This window comes from Bacillus sp. ISL-4, assembly GCF_018613275.1.
GTDB classification, from domain to species: Bacteria; Bacillota; Bacilli; order Bacillales; family DSM-1321; genus Peribacillus; species Peribacillus simplex_E.
On record NZ_JAGGQN010000013.1, the window covers coordinates 1 to 16,469 of the forward strand.

The following is a 16,469-nucleotide window of genomic DNA, read 5'->3' on the forward strand; positions in this document are numbered from 1 at the left end:
TTGCACCCATGCCGGGCGCACGAAAAAAAGGCATCCGATCACGGATGCCTCAGACTGTACAATTTAAACGTTGATTTCCTCTCCAGGCAACTCGCTTTCCACGGGCGGTCCGGAAGCCTCCTCGGCGCCTCTGCGCCTGCGGGGTCTCCCTAGGACTCGCTTTTCCCGCAGGAGTCTCGCACACCCGCTCCAATCAACTTTGTTTTAACTTTTAGATGAAACCTTTTGCCTAAGATCTTTATTGTTTTCAAATAGAATTATTAAAACTTGAGGTGATGAGGCGCCTTTCTATACATGATTCTATTCAGTGAGATCAACTTGAAATGATTACTTTAGATCAAATAGTGTCGGCGAACCATTTGGTTCGAAAAATTGAGGCTGCCATTGACTTCTCTTTCATTTATGATTTGTTGAAAGATATATTCAGAGGTAGGACGCCCAAGTATTGATCCAATGATATTAGTCAAACTAACTTTCATTCAATGCGTAAAACAATTGAAGAAGTTAAAACAAATATGACTTACCGTTGGTTCTTAGGCTGCATTGGACTACTTTAAAGGGACTTAAAAAACAGCCTATGCAGGCGATGCTTACTTTCGCTGCCTTTAATTTAAAGAAGATAGCCAATTGACATGGAAAGTTCTAGGCATCGCCTAACATAGCGGACTCACTGAGCCCCATTCTCTTAATTTTAGGCGAAAATTCAAAGGGAATTTCAAAAGAGGTTCGGAATTTTTCTAATTCCGAACCCCTCTTGTCTACAAACTGAGGCATCCGATCATGGATGCCATTTTCTGTGGATCATATAAAATTCCTAATATAGTTCCTTCGTCAGAGCTCATTAAGTATTGCTAGGCACAAACTTAAGTATTCCTTCCAGATAAACGCCTTGTTCTTTTCGTGTGCATTCCCTCAATTTGATTCTTCCTTCTTTTTCTAACTCCCTGGCTAATTGGACTACTTCAGTTCCATCTTCGGTTATCTCTACTGAAAAGAAATTACCCCGAGTGGAAGTTTGAATGAGCTTGAATAATCTATCTTTATTCATTTAAACATCTCCTTATTTATAACAAGTTCGACATAAAAGGTCATCCACCTGCGATAAATATGAAATAAAAAACTTCTTGCCGCATATCATCCGTAAAACAAAAAAGAAAAAAAGCCAAAACCTTGTAAAGGTTTTGGCTTTAAGTTAGTGTCCCAGGAGAGATTCGAACTCCCGACCGACGCCTTAGAAGGGCGTTGCTCTATCCAGCTGAGCTACTGAGACATATGATTCTTATTATAACTTAGTATAATACTCATTGCAATACTAGTAATATTTAATTTTGAAAAGTTTTAGAACACCCCTACCATTCATTCAATATTTATCATGGTATTTGAATGAAGTTTGCAGTAAAAAATGAAGAATACACTTTATCGAACAATTCGAAGTTATCATATCTACTTCAACATCTAATAAGCCTTTTCTTTTGGTCATACGAAAAAACCTCCTATATCGTTAGTAGGATAAATCGATATACGGTGTAATTTCTTACATGACCGTTATACTGACCGTTTCACTAAACTAATATAGAAGGTTTTCGTAGCGGGATTTAAATCCACTAAGTTAGTGTCCCAGGAGAGATTCGAACTCCCGACCGACGCCTTAGAAGGGCGTTGCTCTATCCAGCTGAGCTACTGAGACGTTTATGATATAAGTTGCGGTAAAACTTATGTATTACCTTAACTGTTCCCTTAGGACACTTCTTATTATAGTAGGATATCAAAAGAAAGTCAACGGCTTTTCATAAAAAGTTTTTTCTTTTTTATGAACCAGGAAGCGGGAAAAAACGCTTCCTGTTCATAATACATGAAGTCATTCCATTTGATAAGCATTTCTTAGTTCCTCAACGATTTTTCCTTCAAGGTCATAAAAGATGATTTCAAGTTGGTCATTTCCGATATTCAAAATGGCATAGGTTTTCTCTTTTCGTCCACGCGGCTGCCGTATGCTTCCCGGGTTGATGTAGAGCTTGCCGTCAATCAATTCTGAACCTGCAGCGTGGGAATGGCCAAAGCAAATAATATCCGCTCCTGTCTCTTCACTTTTATATGATAGGTTCATCAAGGTCATATTTATGTTATAGAGGTGTCCATGCGTAAGGAAGAAACGCTTGCCTGCAATACTCTCCACAATATCATTCGGGTATGCCGAATCATAGTCACAATTCCCACGAACGGCTAAGAACTCAGACATGTGAGGGTCATTTCTTCCCAACTCTGAATCACCGCAATGGATCATGGCCGCAACCTCTTGTTTATGACGGTCGGTAATCATGCTGATTTCATGAGTTAAGCCATGACTGTCACTCATTATTAGCACTTTCATCGTCACATTCCTTCTTCCCTTTTTAGAAATAGATCAAGTTTTTCATCTAGAGCCCTCAATGCGTTGGCACGGTGGCTGATTTTGTTTTTTTCCTCTTTTGTCAATTCGGCATTTGTTTTGCCCTGTTCCTCAACAAAAAAGATGGGGTCATAACCGAATCCATTCGTTCCTGAAGGCTGTTCTGTAATCAGGCCTTCCATCGTTCCTGATACCGTAATCGTTTCCTGGTTGGGTGACGCTAGTGCCAAGGCGCAATAAAATCTCGCCGTTCTATCCTCTTTTGGCAGGCCTTCCAGTTCCCGGAGGACTTTTTCCGTGTTTGCTTCATCACTCTTGGACTCTCCAGCATAGCGCGCAGAATATACGCCGGGACGGCCCTCCAATGCATCTACAATTAATCCTGAGTCATCAGCAATGACAAAGTGGCCTAGCTTCTGGGCAATGGCCTCTGCCTTCAGGATCGCGTTTTCTTCAAAAGTCGTACCTGTCTCTTCAACATCAGGAGCATCCGGTACATCGAGAAGTGTTTTGACTTCATATCCTTTTGCAGAGAATAAGCTTTCGAACTCCTTGGCTTTCCCTTTATTTTTCGTTGCAATGATTACTGTCTTCATTTATCATTTCACCCTTTTTTATTTTATCGGCATGAAGCTCTTTTTGGGCTAAGAAAGAATCCGCTGTAACTCGTTATATGTAAAAGCCGCTTCTTCTCCAGTGCCAAACGGACGAATTCAGCGCTGCCTTTCACGATCAACAACTGCCGCTGAATTATCCAGATAACTTAAGTCTAACACAACTCCCTCATCTGCAATAAGCCGAAACGTGTAATCTAACGTTTGTAATTTTCACTATGTTCAATATGGATATTAACTTTTATGTTATTTATTGAAGTCTTATCAAAGGAATTAATCATTTTATTATCCCACTTATTGACATGGTATCTGTATGCCTTTTCACTGATGTTAAAAAGGTCTGTATTGATTTTTTCCCCTGTCTCCAATGTCTTCAAAATATCTGCCTTAACTTTTATTTCTACCTTTTTTTCGATTTTTTCCATATCAAAGTCATCTATATTTTGTTTCAATATTCCATTTGCTTTAACTTCTAGATCATACAGAGGTTTCTTTTGCTGCTCCAATACCATGATGTTTGTTTTGGGGTCTATGATTTCAACACTTACCTTTTGTTCGTTCAGCGAAAAGAATATCACTGTCGCCTTATTTTCAACCCATTTTAAACCTATCAAATCTTGTTTACTTACGAACCCTTTATATTGTTGTTTTGATAATATATAGCCGCCATTCAATGTTGGTATCTTCTTTTCTTTCCCGCCCTCTGAGTAATGATGCTCATTTATGACCAAAGAGGGAATTAAAATGGAACCAACCGGTTGATAAAACCTCGAAACCAGTTCACTGAATTTTAACGGGGAAATGAAATAGTTCTCATTAATAACGGTCTCTGGCCTTTGAATGATCGTGAATAAGTTAGGAAGATTAAAGAAACTATCACTGTTAAACACCTTTTTAATATCCTCGTTCGTAACGAACAGCCATGAATTGTATCGCAATAAGGGCTCTTTCCCTACATATTCAATGAAATCCTTCATTTTATTCTTGATTACACTCTTACTTAAAATGAAGGAGTTAATATGCCCGATATAAAGCGGTAATGCGGCATGTTGTTCTAATTCGGTAAATGCTTCCTCGATACTTTCCCCTTTACCTTCCCCAATGACAACAGAAGATTTTTGTTGTAATGCAGTCGCCCCCTCTTGTTTTGCAATATCCGCAAAATTCAACGCTTGAAAGTATAAGATGAATTCACCCTCTTTATAATCGATCCCTAGGGCTGACCCATATGTTTGGGCTTGAATTTCCTTCATTCCCCAGCATCCTGTCGTCAGTAAAAGTTGACAGCCAATAACCAAGACTGCAATTAGCTTTCTCATTTGTTCGACTCCTTTTGAGGTTCATTATCAGTGGACTGTAGAGCTTGATTCCGCTGCCTTAACATCCCATACGGAGTCCTAAATAAGACTTTTAACATATCCGATTTATTTGGTTTGGAAAGTGGATTCACAAAAGGCTGGCCGAAACTTTCCAAGGAAACCACAACAATCAAGATAAGGAATATTCCCATGAAGAATCCAAACAAGCCTAAAAACGCTGAACAGGCAAATATGAATAACCTTATGAGGACGATATTCCCAGCAATATTCTGATTGATTAAGGTATAGCTTGAGAGAACTGTAACAGCTATTATTACAAGCATGGAGGGTGAAGTCAGCCCTGCCCGAATCGCTGCATCACCTATGATCAACCCACCCAATACAGAAACCGTCGGACCTACAGCTTTTGGTAGGCGAAGACCAGCTTCTTTAAATAGTTCAAACAATATGATCATCATGAAAGCCTCCAACGAAGCAGGTATCGGCAATCCTTGTCTCGTGATTGAAATCGTCGCAAGAAGCGAAAAGGGAATTTGGTCGAATTGATAGGAAACTAACGCTATAAAAAAACCAGGTAATGCAACCGATACAAATAAGGCGACTACACGAATGATGCGCATGAAACTAATATAAAAAAAGCTTGCATGTGCGTCATCAGCAGAATACAGTAACTGATTAATGCTGGTCGGTCCGATCAAGCATGTCGGATTCCCGTCCACCAGGATGGCAAAGCGCCCTTGATTCAAGGATTCAACAACATAGTCCGGTCGACCGATATAGTCCATTAAAGGGAAGATGGAAAGTTGAGTATCATATAAGAGTTCTTCAACTTGGTAACTGCTCACTATGATATCAACCTTTAATGAATCCAATCGTTTTTTAATATCCAATAGAATCGAGGGATTAATAATGTCATCTATATAAAGTAGCAATATTTTAGTTTTACTTCTTTTCCCGATTGTATATTCAATGCATTTAAGTGTTGACGTTTTTAATCTTTGGCGAATCAAAGACATGTTATCCGATATATTCTCAACAAATCCATCTCTAGGTCCGCGAATGGAAGATTCTATATTGGATTCTTCCGGACTGCGCTTAGGGGAATTAGCTAATGGGGTATAGTAAATTTCATTAGAAGATTCATTAATAATGATTAGGTCTCCTGAAAAAAGAATGCTTTCTACTTCCTCTTTTAAATCGGAGTCTTTTTTTAGCTTACTGATCTCCATAATATTGCTTAATTGATCAATTGTTAATTCCCCATTTTCTTGAACCGCTTTTGATATTGTAGGCAGTATCACTTCATTGATAAATTGCATATCAACTAAGTTTGGCGCATATAAAAACCCCAACAAATAACGACCTTCAGGATCAAATGTTTTTTTTCTTAAAACAACATCAGAGGAATGTTCGAACCATTTTTGGATTTGGTCAATGCAAGAAGGAGTTCCATTCAATTTTCCCTTCCTCATAATGTTTCACCTTTTCCTTTTCCCTTTTTTATAATAAGGAATAACAGTATAATTGCAGCACTTAAGAGAAACAGACTACTGATTGGAAAGAAGTATTTGTATATAAAATAAAAAAAAGATGTGGCATCCCAATGGATTAGCGTCCCAAAAACAATCATTGAATATAGGGAAAGCAGTATCCACTTCTGATGTTTAGAATTTGAGATTAATTTATATCCAATAAATAAACATAAACTTATTCGAATCATGGCACCTGAAAGCCATTGGAAAATGGACAGGAAATCGAGTCGAGTAATATAATAGCCAAACCTTAACAACTTCCACTGTTCATAAGCTGGATTCCTCATTTTCACTGCTTCCACAGAACCAAATTCTGCAATCGCTCCCATGAGGGGTCCTAACGTCAGCATGATTAAAATTACACTAACTAATAAAAGCCACTTGGCTTTTATCTTATCTTTCAGGTAAGGAGTCAAAAATAAAAAAACGATAATTTCTAAATATCCTGCACTCGTATACAAAATTCCATTTAGAGTATTGCGATACCCGCTTTCAAATATCGGGAACAATAATTCGTAATTCTTATTACTCGTATTCCCCAGCCCCACAAATATCCCGAAAAAAGTGACGAACGGAAGAAACAGGAAAGCCAAAGTGCTTATGGTGCGTATTCCTTTATACGTTGCAAACATACAAGTAAAAGTGAACAGGCTAACGACTACGATGTTTGGTATGTCATGAGTATAATTAGCTTTTGCCCAAATCACTGTAAATTTGACGGTAATGAAGGCGTTAAATATAAAGTACAACCCAAATGCTATTGTGAAAATATATGTAACAAAAGGTGTAGACCATTTTTTTAGAAAAGCGATTATATCTTCTTTATCTAGTTTTTTATAAATATAAAAAATAAATAGGGTCCATATGATACAGGGAACAACACTTATTATGACACTTATCCATGCGTCCCGTTGAGATGCGGTCAAGATATTGGGAAGGAGCAGGACATGTACCATGAATCCTGTATTCATAATGATTAAAACATAGATGTGTACAGCCTGAATGACCTTTTGTTCCATAATATCCCCCAGTGATTGCATTATTAAAAGTAATTTCCCCTTTTAAAAATTTATTTATGTAAAAACTTTCTCACAATACGAGAATTTGCCTGGCAGGGGAATTAGTTTTCAACTAATGCAATACTTAAGATTTATACGACAGGGGCTCTAAAAAGGTGGTTATTCAATTCTGGAGGCAAAAAAATAAGAGGCAGCTTCAGGCTGCCTCATTGTGCTATTTCTAAATATGATATCGTTCTTTAAAAACTGCCTGTGTTGACTTTCTCTGGACGGACCACTGGTTCGGATATTTTCTTTCCTTCTTCATTAAGTACATCTGCGCTGCCCTGCACTTGTACTTCAACGCTTTCAATTCCTTTCTGTTCCGTTAAAGAAAGGACCAAGGCATCAAGGACTTCTTGTGATACCTTTTTCTCTTTAAAGCTTCCAAGGATATTTTCGTTAAAATTGAGGCTGACCTTACCTTCAGCCACTTTAGGCTCGTCAAGTAAAGCTACATCACTCATGAACCCTGTTTGCAGGCTAGAACCCGAAGGACTCTTCGTTAATTCCTTAATGACTGCTGTTACATTATCAGACACCGTTTCACTGATCCTGCGCGTCACCGGAACATAATAAGTGTACTCCTCTTCACCGCCTACATAATAAACGGTCAGTGCTTTTGTATTGGAAATGTCGACTACGTCACTCGTATCGATATTGATTCCTGACGACCTTGAGATATTTTCATCTATCGGTGTACCATTGACCGGCATTTCGGAAATATCTTCCCCATTGATTCTCATTTTGATTTTATCGACCGAGTCGAATTGTGTCAGGGTCCAAGTAATGGCTTGAAGGATTTTAAGTTCATCCTCTTTCTGATAGTTTTTGAACTCTGGCGAAAAGTCCGCCACAGCCACTCCGTCTTTAATGTTCACGCTTATTTGGGTATCGGCAGGAATGACGGCCCTGAACCCATTTGGAAGTTTATCCGTGACTGGTCCATTACTGACAAGGTAATCAAGGGCCTGTTTAGCGACAGCCTCCGATTTAGGAAGTTCCAATGTCTGTGGAACCACATACCCGCTTTTATCAATTAAATATAACTCCGTCTTCACCGTTTTCGATTCAACAGCGCCTTCTTCTCCATCAGCCGCTGGCTTTTCCTCACCATTCGTTTCTGTTTCTTTCAATGAAGATTCATCCTCGACTAATGAAACATCCTTTGGTGGATCTATTTCCTTTTTCTCTTCACCGCCAAATAATCCGCAGCCCGAAAGCCAAAAAGAAGATGCCAGAATGGTCACAACCATTGTTACTTTTGATTTATTGGACATAAAATCACTCCTAGGACAGTTTGTACTCCTATTTATACGAGCCCTAGGGGAAAATAGACCAATTATTTTTCTCTCTGATAATGGAGCCGGGTAACTTGCCCGTACTGCTTCATCTTTGTCAGCTTCATTGGGATTTCAGGTAATCCTGATAGGACAATCGAATCCCCTTCCCCTTCTGTCCCTTAAAGCCAATCTATGCTTCCATCTTCTCTAGCGATATATCCATCCTGGCTTGTAGCTATATACACAACAATTCCCGAAAAAAAGACTTCCAAATGGAAGCCTTATAAGTGATCAATTTTAATTGTTTCGATGTCATTGACATGAATACCGAGCCAGCTCGACGCGATGGAACCAAACATATCTCTTGAACCGGTTGTGTAAAAGCGATGAACTGGACGGAGCTTGCTTTTATTGATTAATTTATAGTAATCCAAAATGACACTTGCCTCACGGGCCGTCTCTTCCCCAGAGGAAATGACTTGTACTTCATCCCCCATATAGGAAGAGATTACAGGCCCCAGCAGTGGATAATGGGTACAGCCAAGGATCAATGTGTCGATCTTCGTTTTCTTCAACGGGTTCAAGGTTTGTGCCACGACCCTATTGACGATCCCCCCTTGAAACTCCCCGCTTTCCACGATTGGGACAAATTTCGGGCATGCTAAACTATCTACTTTCACATCGGAATTGATGGAAGCAAGCGCGTCGTCATAAGCTTTGCTTTTTACCGTGCCTTCCGTACCAATAATGCCAATATGCAAGGAATCAGAAACTTTCAATGCTGCCCTTGCCCCTGGATGAATGACACCCAACACAGGAATCGGAAGTATTGCCCTGATCTCATCCAGTACAGCTGCAGTCGCCGTATTGCAAGCGATGATCAGCATTTTTATATCCTTCTTCATCAAGAACCTCGTCATCTGCCATGTGAAGGTTTGGACATCTTTTTTAGTCCTCGGCCCATAAGGGCATCTTGCTGTATCACCTAAGTAAATTATATTTTCATTTGGAAGCTGACGCATGACTTCTTTAGCTACTGTCAAGCCGCCTATCCCTGAATCAATGATGCCTATCGGTTGTTTCAAAAAACTCGCCTCATTTTTCTTTCATTTCTAGATGTAGTTTTGCTAGAATCCCTTTGAGGGACCTGATGTCAGATTCGTTAAAATTGACTAACACGCCACTCAAGTACTGCTGCCGTTTATTAATTACTTCTTCGATAATCCGTTCACCTTCTTCAAGAAGGTGAATTCGAACCACACGCCGGTCCTTTTCATCCCTGACACGCTGAACAAGCTGATGTTTCTCCATGCGGTCAATCAGGTCCGTCGTTGTGCTGAAGGCGAGAAACATCTTCGTGGACAATTCGCCAATCGTCATGTCGCCTGATTCAAAAAGCCATTGCAAAGCCACGAATTGAGGAATGGTAATTTTATAATCATGGAGAATTTCTCTTCCCCTTTGTTTAAGCCATGTCGATACATAGCGCAATTCCCTCTCGATATCGGCTACATATGCCGCCTGCTTCTCTTCATCCATACACACAGCTCCCCACTTCATGAAACTTATCATACTACCATTTTGGATGAAAGTGAAATGATTTTCAAGATTGATTGCCTGGAAGCATAATGAAACCCCATACATAAAAATAAGCAGCATCCAAAGAAGTCAAAACAACCAAGTTGCTTTGCTCTTCCTTATATGCTGCCAATAAACGGGAGAGAAATTATTTATAAGGCTTACGTATTAAGAGTTAACACATTAAAGCTTAAGTTCTCCCATACGAAGGAGTTCTATGACTGCCTGCGAACGTCCTTTAACTCCAAGCTTCTGCATCGCATTCGAAATATGGTTTCGAACTGTTTTTTCGCTAATAAACAATTCACCTGCGATTTCTTTTGTTGTTTTGTCTTGTACTAGTAACTCAAATACTTCTTTTTCTCTTTTGGTGAGTAGTGGCTTATGAGTGAATTCGTTCTCCTTCAAGTAATGTTACCCTCCTTGCCTTCACCAGCATAAAACCCGGAGTGGGTGTCTATTTAGTCAAGATATAGTATGTCGGCTGGGGCAATGGAGTGACTCTTTTACTTGTCTAAATGGAAATATTTTTAGGAATGTTCAGCTCTGTATGCCACATCGACCGCTTCATCTCTTCCGTCCAAGGTACTGGCTTTCCGGTGGCCTTTGAGACTTGTACAATCGTCCCCCTGCCCGTTAAACAAATTGAACCATCTTGTTTGGTCCCCATATAATGTATGTCCACTGAAGAATTTCCGATATGGTCAGCTTTCACATGAATGGTCAACTGATCATTGAAAAACACCTGTTTCAGGTAATCACACTGTAAATTTGCAACAACCGGCATCTCACCGCATTGAGCCGAGGTCCAATTCTTCATGAACCCCATACTGTTGAAATACTCAATCCGAGCCTCCTCAAAATAAGTAAAAGGAATCGTGTTATTCAAGTGCCCAAACATATCAGTTTCCGAAAAGCGGACCTTAATCTCATGTTTAAAAGAAAAATCATTGATCCACTCCGTTATATTATCGATATATGATATTCTGCCCAACTTGTGCACACCCTTTCTGAATTGAATGACTATTCACTCATTTTATAAGAAAACAAGGATAATGAAAAGGATTTTCTATTGGAAGCAGGTTAATTTTATCAAGCTCACTTCATTAATCAAATCCTCCACCGTTGGCTTGGTGCCGCATTTACACTTTAATGCCAGTTATCAATCGATTATTATTGCAATCGATTCCCAACCAAGTCTACGTATGTAAAACAATAAAAAAAAGAACCCATATCATAAGATACAGGTTCTTTCATGTTCATTATTAAACTTCATCGCTGCCGAAGAAGTTACGGAATTGTTGGATCGTAGTATCACGGTTCAACGCGGCAATCGAAGTCGTCAATGGAATGCCTTTAGGGCAAGACTGCACACAGTTTTGCGAGTTACCGCAGTTTGCAAGTCCTCCATCACCCATGATCGTATTTAAACGTTCAGCTTTGTTCATTGCACCTGTTGGATGTGCATTGAATAAACGAACTTGCGATAATGGTTGTGGCCCAATGAAGTCTGAATTGCTGTTTACGTTCGGACAAGCTTCCAAACAAACACCGCAAGTCATACATTTAGATAACTCGTAAGCCCATTGGCGTTTCTTTTCTGGCATACGAGGTCCTGGTCCAAGATTGTACGTTCCATCGATTGGAATCCATGCTTTTACCTTTTTCAATGAGTCGAACATACGGCTGCGATCGACTTGTAGGTCACGAACAACAGGGAATGTACGCATTGGAGCTAGACGAACCGGCTGCTCCAATTGATCGATAAGGGCTGTACATGATTGTCTTGGTTTACCATTGATAACCATTGAACAAGCACCACATACCTCTTCAAGACAGTTCATGTCCCATGCGATTGCTGTAGTGTGCTTGCCTTGTACAGTTACTGGATTACGACGAATTTCCATTAGAGCGGAAATTACGTTCATATTCGGGCGGTACGCTAATTCGAATTCCTCATCATAAGGAGCTGAATCCGGTGTATCTTGACGAGTGATTATAAAACGGACTGTTTTAGTCTCAGATTTAGTTTCAACCATTTTTTTGCTCCCCCTCTTTAGTGTTTCGTTGTGTAGTCACGTTTACGCGGTGCGATCAGTGATACATCAATATCTTCATAATGGAATTCAGGTGCTTGATCCAAGCCTTTGAATGTTGCCATAGTAGTTTTCATGAATTCCTCATCATTACGTTCCGGGAAATCAGGTTTGTAATGCGCTCCGCGGCTTTCGTCACGGTTTAACGCACCAATTGTGATTACACGAGCCAATTGCATCATGTTTTGCAGCTGTCTAGTGAACGCTGCTCCTTGGTTACTCCATTTTGCCGTGTCATTGATGTTAATTTTCTTGTAACGTTCCATCAGCTCAAGAATCTTGTTATCCGTTTCTTTCAGCTTGTCATTGTAACGAACTACAGTAACATGCTGTGTCATCCACTCACCAAGTTCTTTGTGAAGGACGTACGCATTTTCGTTACCATCAAGAGACATGACTTCATTCCATTTCTCCTGTTCTTGTTTTTCGTACCCTTCATACAATGAAGAAGGAATGGATTCTGAAGTTTTATCAAGGCCTTCAATATATTTAACGGCATTCGGTCCAGCGACTGAACCACCAAAGATTGCAGAAAGAAGTGAGTTCGCACCAAGACGGTTACCGCCATGTTGTGAATAATCACACTCACCTGCAGCGAATAAACCTTTGATGTTAGTCATTTGGTCATAATCCACCCAAAGTCCGCCCATAGAATAGTGAACGGCAGGGAAAATTTTCATTGGAACTTTACGAGGATCTTCACCCATGAATTTCTCGTAGATTTCAATGATTCCGCCAAGTTTTATATCAAGTAATTTAGGATCTTTATGTGATAGATCCAGGTAAACCATGTTTTCTCCATTTATGCCAAGCTTCATGTTCATACATACGTCGAAGATTTCACGAGTCGCGATATCACGAGGTACCAGATTACCATAAGCAGGGTATTTTTCTTCAAGGAAATACCAAGGTTTTCCGTCTTTATATGTCCAGATACGTCCACCTTCACCACGAGCGGATTCACTCATCAGACGAAGTTTGTCATCTCCAGGGATTGCTGTCGGGTGAATTTGAATGAACTCACCATTTGCATAATTTACACCTTGTTGATAAACGATGGAAGCTGCTGATCCTGTATTGATCATTGAGTTAGTTGATTTACCGAAAATGATTCCAGGGCCGCCGCTCGCCATGATGACTGCGTCGCCAGGGAATGATTTGATTTCCATTGAAGTCAGGTTTTGAGCTACGATACCGCGTGCTGTTTGCTCATCATCGATAACAGCTCCAAGGAATTCCCAGCCTTCATATTTCGTTACAAGGCCTTCAACCTCATAACGGCGAACCTGCTCGTCCAATGCGTAAAGTAATTGCTGACCAGTCGTTGCACCAGCGAATGCTGTACGGCTATGTTGAGTACCACCGAAACGACGGAAATCAAGAAGACCTTCCGGAGTACGGTTGAACATTACACCCATACGGTCAAACATGTGGATGATCGATGGTGCTGCATCGCACATCGCTTTAACCGGCGGTTGGTTAGCCAAGAAATCTCCGCCATAAACTGTATCGTCGAAGTGGATGTATGGAGAATCCCCTTCACCTTTTGTATTAACTGCCCCGTTAATTCCGCCTTGGGCACAAACTGAGTGAGAGCGTTTAACAGGCACTAAAGAAAATAAATCAACCTGTTGTCCCAGCTCTGCTGCTTTGATCGTAGCCATTAATCCAGCTAGACCTCCACCAACGATAACTATTTTACCTTTACCCAATTCTGTCACTCCCTTATTTCCATTAGCCAAGCTATGTTTTTCCTAATACTTATAAATGAACTCTATCTTCTTATACGAAAGCGAAAATTGCGCTAACTCCGATATAAGAAAGAAGAACGAAAACGATCAATGTAAAGTAAGTCATGATTCTTTGCGATCTTGGTGAAACTGTTAGACCCCAGCTCACTGCAAATGACCATAATCCATTTGAGAAGTGGAAAATTGTCGAAATGACCCCAACTAAATAAAATGCAATCATAAATGGATTAGAGAAAATCTCTGCCATCATGTCAAAGTCAACCTCTGTACCCATAGCTGCTTGAATCCTAGTTGACCATACATGCCAAACAAGGAAAATCAACGTAATGATTCCACTTAGGCGTTGTAAAAAGAACATCCAATTTCGGAAAAACCCAAATCTACCTAAATTATTTTTAGCCGTGAACGCGATATAAATCCCGTAAACCGCATGATAAATCAAAGGTAAGAAAATGATGAAGATTTCCAGAAAATAACGAAACGGTATGCTTTCTAAAAAATGTGCTGCTGAATTAAATGATTCCGGTCCCTTTGTTGCCATATAGTTGGTAACTAAATGTTCCAACAAGAACAGCCCGATCGGAATAACTCCAAGTAGTGAATGAAGTCTACGGTTCCCAAACTCACGATTCTTTGCCACTAAGTGCCCCCCCTTAATTTGTGAAAAATCATGCAAAGATAATCTGGTGGCTACCTTTTATCTCCGCGTGAAAATATAGTATAGAGTCAAAAAACTCCTCTATACTCCCTTTACAATTATGTGACATGTCCATTTTACTCCTGACTTCAATGTGCGTCAAGAAAACGGATACAAGAAATCTCTTTTTCAGAATAGATTTTATTGGATTAAATTGTCTATTTTTTATCTATCAAGTATATATTTTGGAGAAATTACTAATTAATCTATTAATATCCCGGTATAATTTCTCATTTTTTTCCAATTGTTATTTAAATAAATAAAAAACAGTATAATTTGCAAAAGAAATACGTTTATAATAGATTTACAGAAAGAGGCGATAAATTATGAAAAAAAATATTGCTGCTGCGATAGAAGAAGAGATTCAAACTGAAGAAATTCAAACTGAAGAATTCAAAGTTCCAGCTTTCGGGTACGAATTAATCAGAGAAGTTCTATTGAACGATATTCTCGGAAAAGACTCTAATCAAATCCTCTATTGGGCAGGTAAACAATTAGCAAGAAAATTCCCATTGAATGGCGATCAGGAAGTTATTGAATTTTTCCAAAGCGCTGGATGGGGCAATCTGGAAATCTTGAAGTATACGAAACACGAGATGGAATTATCCCTGACGGGTGAAATAATCAGCCGCCGCCTGGACTTACACCCTGATTGTCACTTCCAGCTTGAAGCCGGTTTCCTTGCCGAGCAGTTTTCACTGCAAAAAAAATTCCTCAGCGAATCAACGGAAGAAATCAAACGCCGCGCAAAAAAAGTGATATTCACCATCCAATGGGATCCCAGAGATCCAATCTAATGAGCCCTTAAAACAGACTTACCCTTTTTACCGGAAGTCTGTTTTTTATTGGACTCCTGACACTTAGGCTAGCACATTTGCATGCTGACCTAGTTTAAATGCTTCATGAAGAGATTCAACCGCCTTCACCATTTCCTTTTCATTGACGACAGTCGAAACTTTAATTTCCGATGTGCTGACCATTTTCACCTGGATGCCTGTATTGGCCATCACTTCAAACATCTCGGCAGCCACACCGGGATTGGATACCATACCAGATCCGACGATGGACACTTTGGCCAACCCGCTCTCCGTTTCGACCCGGTCGAATCCCAATCGTTCTTTATTATTTTCCAGCACGATCAAGGCCGCTTCCGTATCTTCACTTTTTGTGGAAAAAGATAGATTGGTTGTATCCTCGGCGGTCATGCTTTGAATGATGATGTCCACATTAATCCGGTTTTTCGCAAGAGTCGTGAAGATTGTGGATAATGCACCAAGTGATTGGGGCAAACCATAGATTGTAACCCTCGTAATACTGTCTTCAAAAGCAATGCCGCGTACAATTAAGTTTTCTTCCATAGTTGCTTCCTCCTCAATGATCGTTCCTGATTCTCTCTCCATGCTTGAACGGACTTCAAGCGGAATTTGATAATTTTTTGCATATTCGACAGCCCTTGGATGAAGGACGCCCGCCCCCAGGGTGGCAAGTTCCAGCATTTCATCATAAGAAATGGATTGGAGTTTTCGCGCGCCTTTTATGTAGCGTGGATCCGTTGTGAAAACACCCGTTACATCCGTATAAATATCGCATCTATCCGCATTCAGCGCTGCAGCGATGGCAACCGCCGTCGTATCAGAACCGCCTCGCCCCAAGGTAGTGATTTCCCCATTTACATCGTTACCCTGGAAACCGGCCACGACCACTATTTTCTTCTCTTGAAGCTGAGCTTGGATCCTTGAAGCATTGATGTTTAAAATCCGGGCATTCCCATGAACGGATTCCGTTTGCATGCCAGCCTGCCAGCCAGTATACGAAATGGCTTCATGTCCTTCTTCAATCAATGCCATCGTTAACAGGGAAATCGTTACCTGTTCCCCAGTAGTCAATAGCATATCCATTTCCCTTTTGCTCGGGGTTGCGGAAATATCACGGGCCATGGAAACCAATTGGTCCGTCGTTTTCCCCATAGCTGAAACAACGACAACTACCTCATTTCCATTCTCCGCTTCCTCGATTACCCGATTGGCAACATTTTTGATTTTTTCTACGCTACCGACAGATGTTCCGCCGAATTTTTGAACGATTAATGCCATCCTCATGCACCCTCTCTACTTTTTAGGCAATAAAAAAAGCAATGAGAAATATCTCATTG

Annotated in this window: 16 protein-coding genes, 2 tRNA genes and 2 pseudogenes; 2 read left to right on the forward strand and 18 right to left on the reverse strand. The window is 40.2% G+C overall.

Annotated elements, in window-relative coordinates; all coding sequences use genetic code 11:
- Window positions 1–323: 323 nt before the first annotated feature.
- Window positions 324–539: pseudogene (locus J7J00_RS11690) on the forward strand (transposase); the annotation flags it as partial.
- Between the two features lie 302 nt (window positions 540–841).
- Here the strand turns inward: J7J00_RS11690 and J7J00_RS11695 are convergent.
- From J7J00_RS11695 to J7J00_RS11770, 17 genes and pseudogenes are all read right to left on the reverse strand, one after another.
- Entirely contained in the window at window positions 842–1,048 is a 207-nt protein-coding gene (locus J7J00_RS11695) for a hypothetical protein (RefSeq protein ID WP_214790829.1), read from the reverse strand.
- 148 nt (window positions 1,049–1,196) lie between these two features.
- Window positions 1,197–1,270: transfer RNA gene (locus J7J00_RS11700), tRNA-Arg, on the reverse strand.
- A gap of 343 nt (window positions 1,271–1,613) precedes the next feature.
- Window positions 1,614–1,687: transfer RNA gene (locus J7J00_RS11705), tRNA-Arg, on the reverse strand.
- A gap of 171 nt (window positions 1,688–1,858) precedes the next feature.
- A complete protein-coding gene (locus J7J00_RS11710; protein ID WP_214790830.1) occupies window positions 1,859–2,371 on the reverse strand; it encodes a metallophosphoesterase in 513 nt (170 codons plus the stop codon).
- A 2-nt stretch (window positions 2,372–2,373) separates the two neighbouring features.
- Window positions 2,374–2,985, reverse strand: a complete 612-nt coding sequence (locus tag J7J00_RS11715) for an XTP/dITP diphosphatase (RefSeq protein WP_214790831.1) — start codon at window positions 2,983–2,985, stop codon at window positions 2,374–2,376.
- A gap of 215 nt (window positions 2,986–3,200) precedes the next feature.
- On the reverse strand, window positions 3,201–4,322 hold the full coding sequence (locus J7J00_RS11720) for a Ger(x)C family spore germination protein (protein WP_214790832.1): 1,122 nt from the start codon (window positions 4,320–4,322) through the stop codon (window positions 3,201–3,203).
- Window positions 4,319–5,794: a spore germination protein gene (locus J7J00_RS11725; RefSeq protein ID WP_214790833.1), complete on the reverse strand. Its 1,476-nt coding sequence runs from the start codon at window positions 5,792–5,794 to the stop codon at window positions 4,319–4,321. The genes J7J00_RS11720 and J7J00_RS11725 overlap by 4 nt, the downstream gene beginning before the upstream one ends.
- Window positions 5,791–6,873, reverse strand: coding sequence for a GerAB/ArcD/ProY family transporter (locus J7J00_RS11730; RefSeq protein ID WP_214790834.1), 1,083 nt, complete (start codon window positions 6,871–6,873; stop codon window positions 5,791–5,793). Before J7J00_RS11730 ends, J7J00_RS11725 begins: the two co-directional genes overlap by 4 nt.
- A 239-nt stretch (window positions 6,874–7,112) precedes the next feature.
- The gene (locus J7J00_RS11735) at window positions 7,113–8,192 is read right to left on the reverse strand and encodes a GerMN domain-containing protein (protein ID WP_214790836.1); all 1,080 of its coding nucleotides are present in this window, start codon (window positions 8,190–8,192) and stop codon (window positions 7,113–7,115) included.
- Window positions 8,193–8,377: 185 nt separating this feature from the next.
- Window positions 8,378–8,446 (reverse strand): annotated as a pseudogene (locus J7J00_RS28635) (dihydrofolate reductase family protein); the annotation flags it as partial.
- A 30-nt stretch (window positions 8,447–8,476) separates the two neighbouring features.
- Window positions 8,477–9,280 carry a glutamate racemase gene (racE, locus tag J7J00_RS11740; RefSeq protein ID WP_214790838.1) on the reverse strand — a complete coding sequence of 268 codons (804 nt, stop codon included), beginning with the start codon at window positions 9,278–9,280 and terminating at the stop codon, window positions 8,477–8,479.
- Between the two features lie 10 nt (window positions 9,281–9,290).
- Entirely contained in the window at window positions 9,291–9,734 is a 444-nt protein-coding gene (locus J7J00_RS11745) for a MarR family winged helix-turn-helix transcriptional regulator (protein ID WP_098370109.1), read from the reverse strand.
- A 222-nt stretch (window positions 9,735–9,956) separates the two neighbouring features.
- Complete coding sequence (locus tag J7J00_RS11750; RefSeq protein ID WP_028392149.1) at window positions 9,957–10,181, reverse strand: helix-turn-helix domain-containing protein; 225 nt, start codon at window positions 10,179–10,181, stop codon at window positions 9,957–9,959.
- A gap of 106 nt (window positions 10,182–10,287) precedes the next feature.
- Window positions 10,288–10,767: an acyl-CoA thioesterase gene (locus tag J7J00_RS11755; protein ID WP_214790840.1), complete on the reverse strand. Its 480-nt coding sequence runs from the start codon at window positions 10,765–10,767 to the stop codon at window positions 10,288–10,290.
- A gap of 271 nt (window positions 10,768–11,038) precedes the next feature.
- On the reverse strand, window positions 11,039–11,812 hold the full coding sequence (sdhB, locus tag J7J00_RS11760; RefSeq protein WP_034308984.1) for a succinate dehydrogenase iron-sulfur subunit: 774 nt from the start codon (window positions 11,810–11,812) through the stop codon (window positions 11,039–11,041).
- Window positions 11,813–11,829: 17 nt separating this feature from the next.
- On the reverse strand, window positions 11,830–13,581 hold the full coding sequence (sdhA, locus tag J7J00_RS11765) for a succinate dehydrogenase flavoprotein subunit (protein WP_214791045.1): 1,752 nt from the start codon (window positions 13,579–13,581) through the stop codon (window positions 11,830–11,832).
- A gap of 70 nt (window positions 13,582–13,651) precedes the next feature.
- Window positions 13,652–14,260: a succinate dehydrogenase cytochrome b558 subunit gene (locus J7J00_RS11770; RefSeq protein WP_214790842.1), complete on the reverse strand. Its 609-nt coding sequence runs from the start codon at window positions 14,258–14,260 to the stop codon at window positions 13,652–13,654.
- 383 nt (window positions 14,261–14,643) lie between these two features.
- On the opposite strand from J7J00_RS11770, the gene J7J00_RS11775 reads away from it, so the two are divergent.
- The gene (locus tag J7J00_RS11775; RefSeq protein WP_214790844.1) at window positions 14,644–15,114 is read left to right on the forward strand and encodes a YslB family protein; all 471 of its coding nucleotides are present in this window, start codon (window positions 14,644–14,646) and stop codon (window positions 15,112–15,114) included.
- Window positions 15,115–15,177: 63 nt separating this feature from the next.
- Here J7J00_RS11775 and J7J00_RS11780 read toward each other — a convergent pair whose 3' ends face one another.
- Window positions 15,178–16,410 (reverse strand): aspartate kinase, encoded by a 1,233-nt coding sequence (locus J7J00_RS11780; RefSeq protein ID WP_214790847.1) that lies wholly within the window; start codon window positions 16,408–16,410, stop codon window positions 15,178–15,180.
- Between the last annotated feature and the right edge of the window lie 59 nt (window positions 16,411–16,469).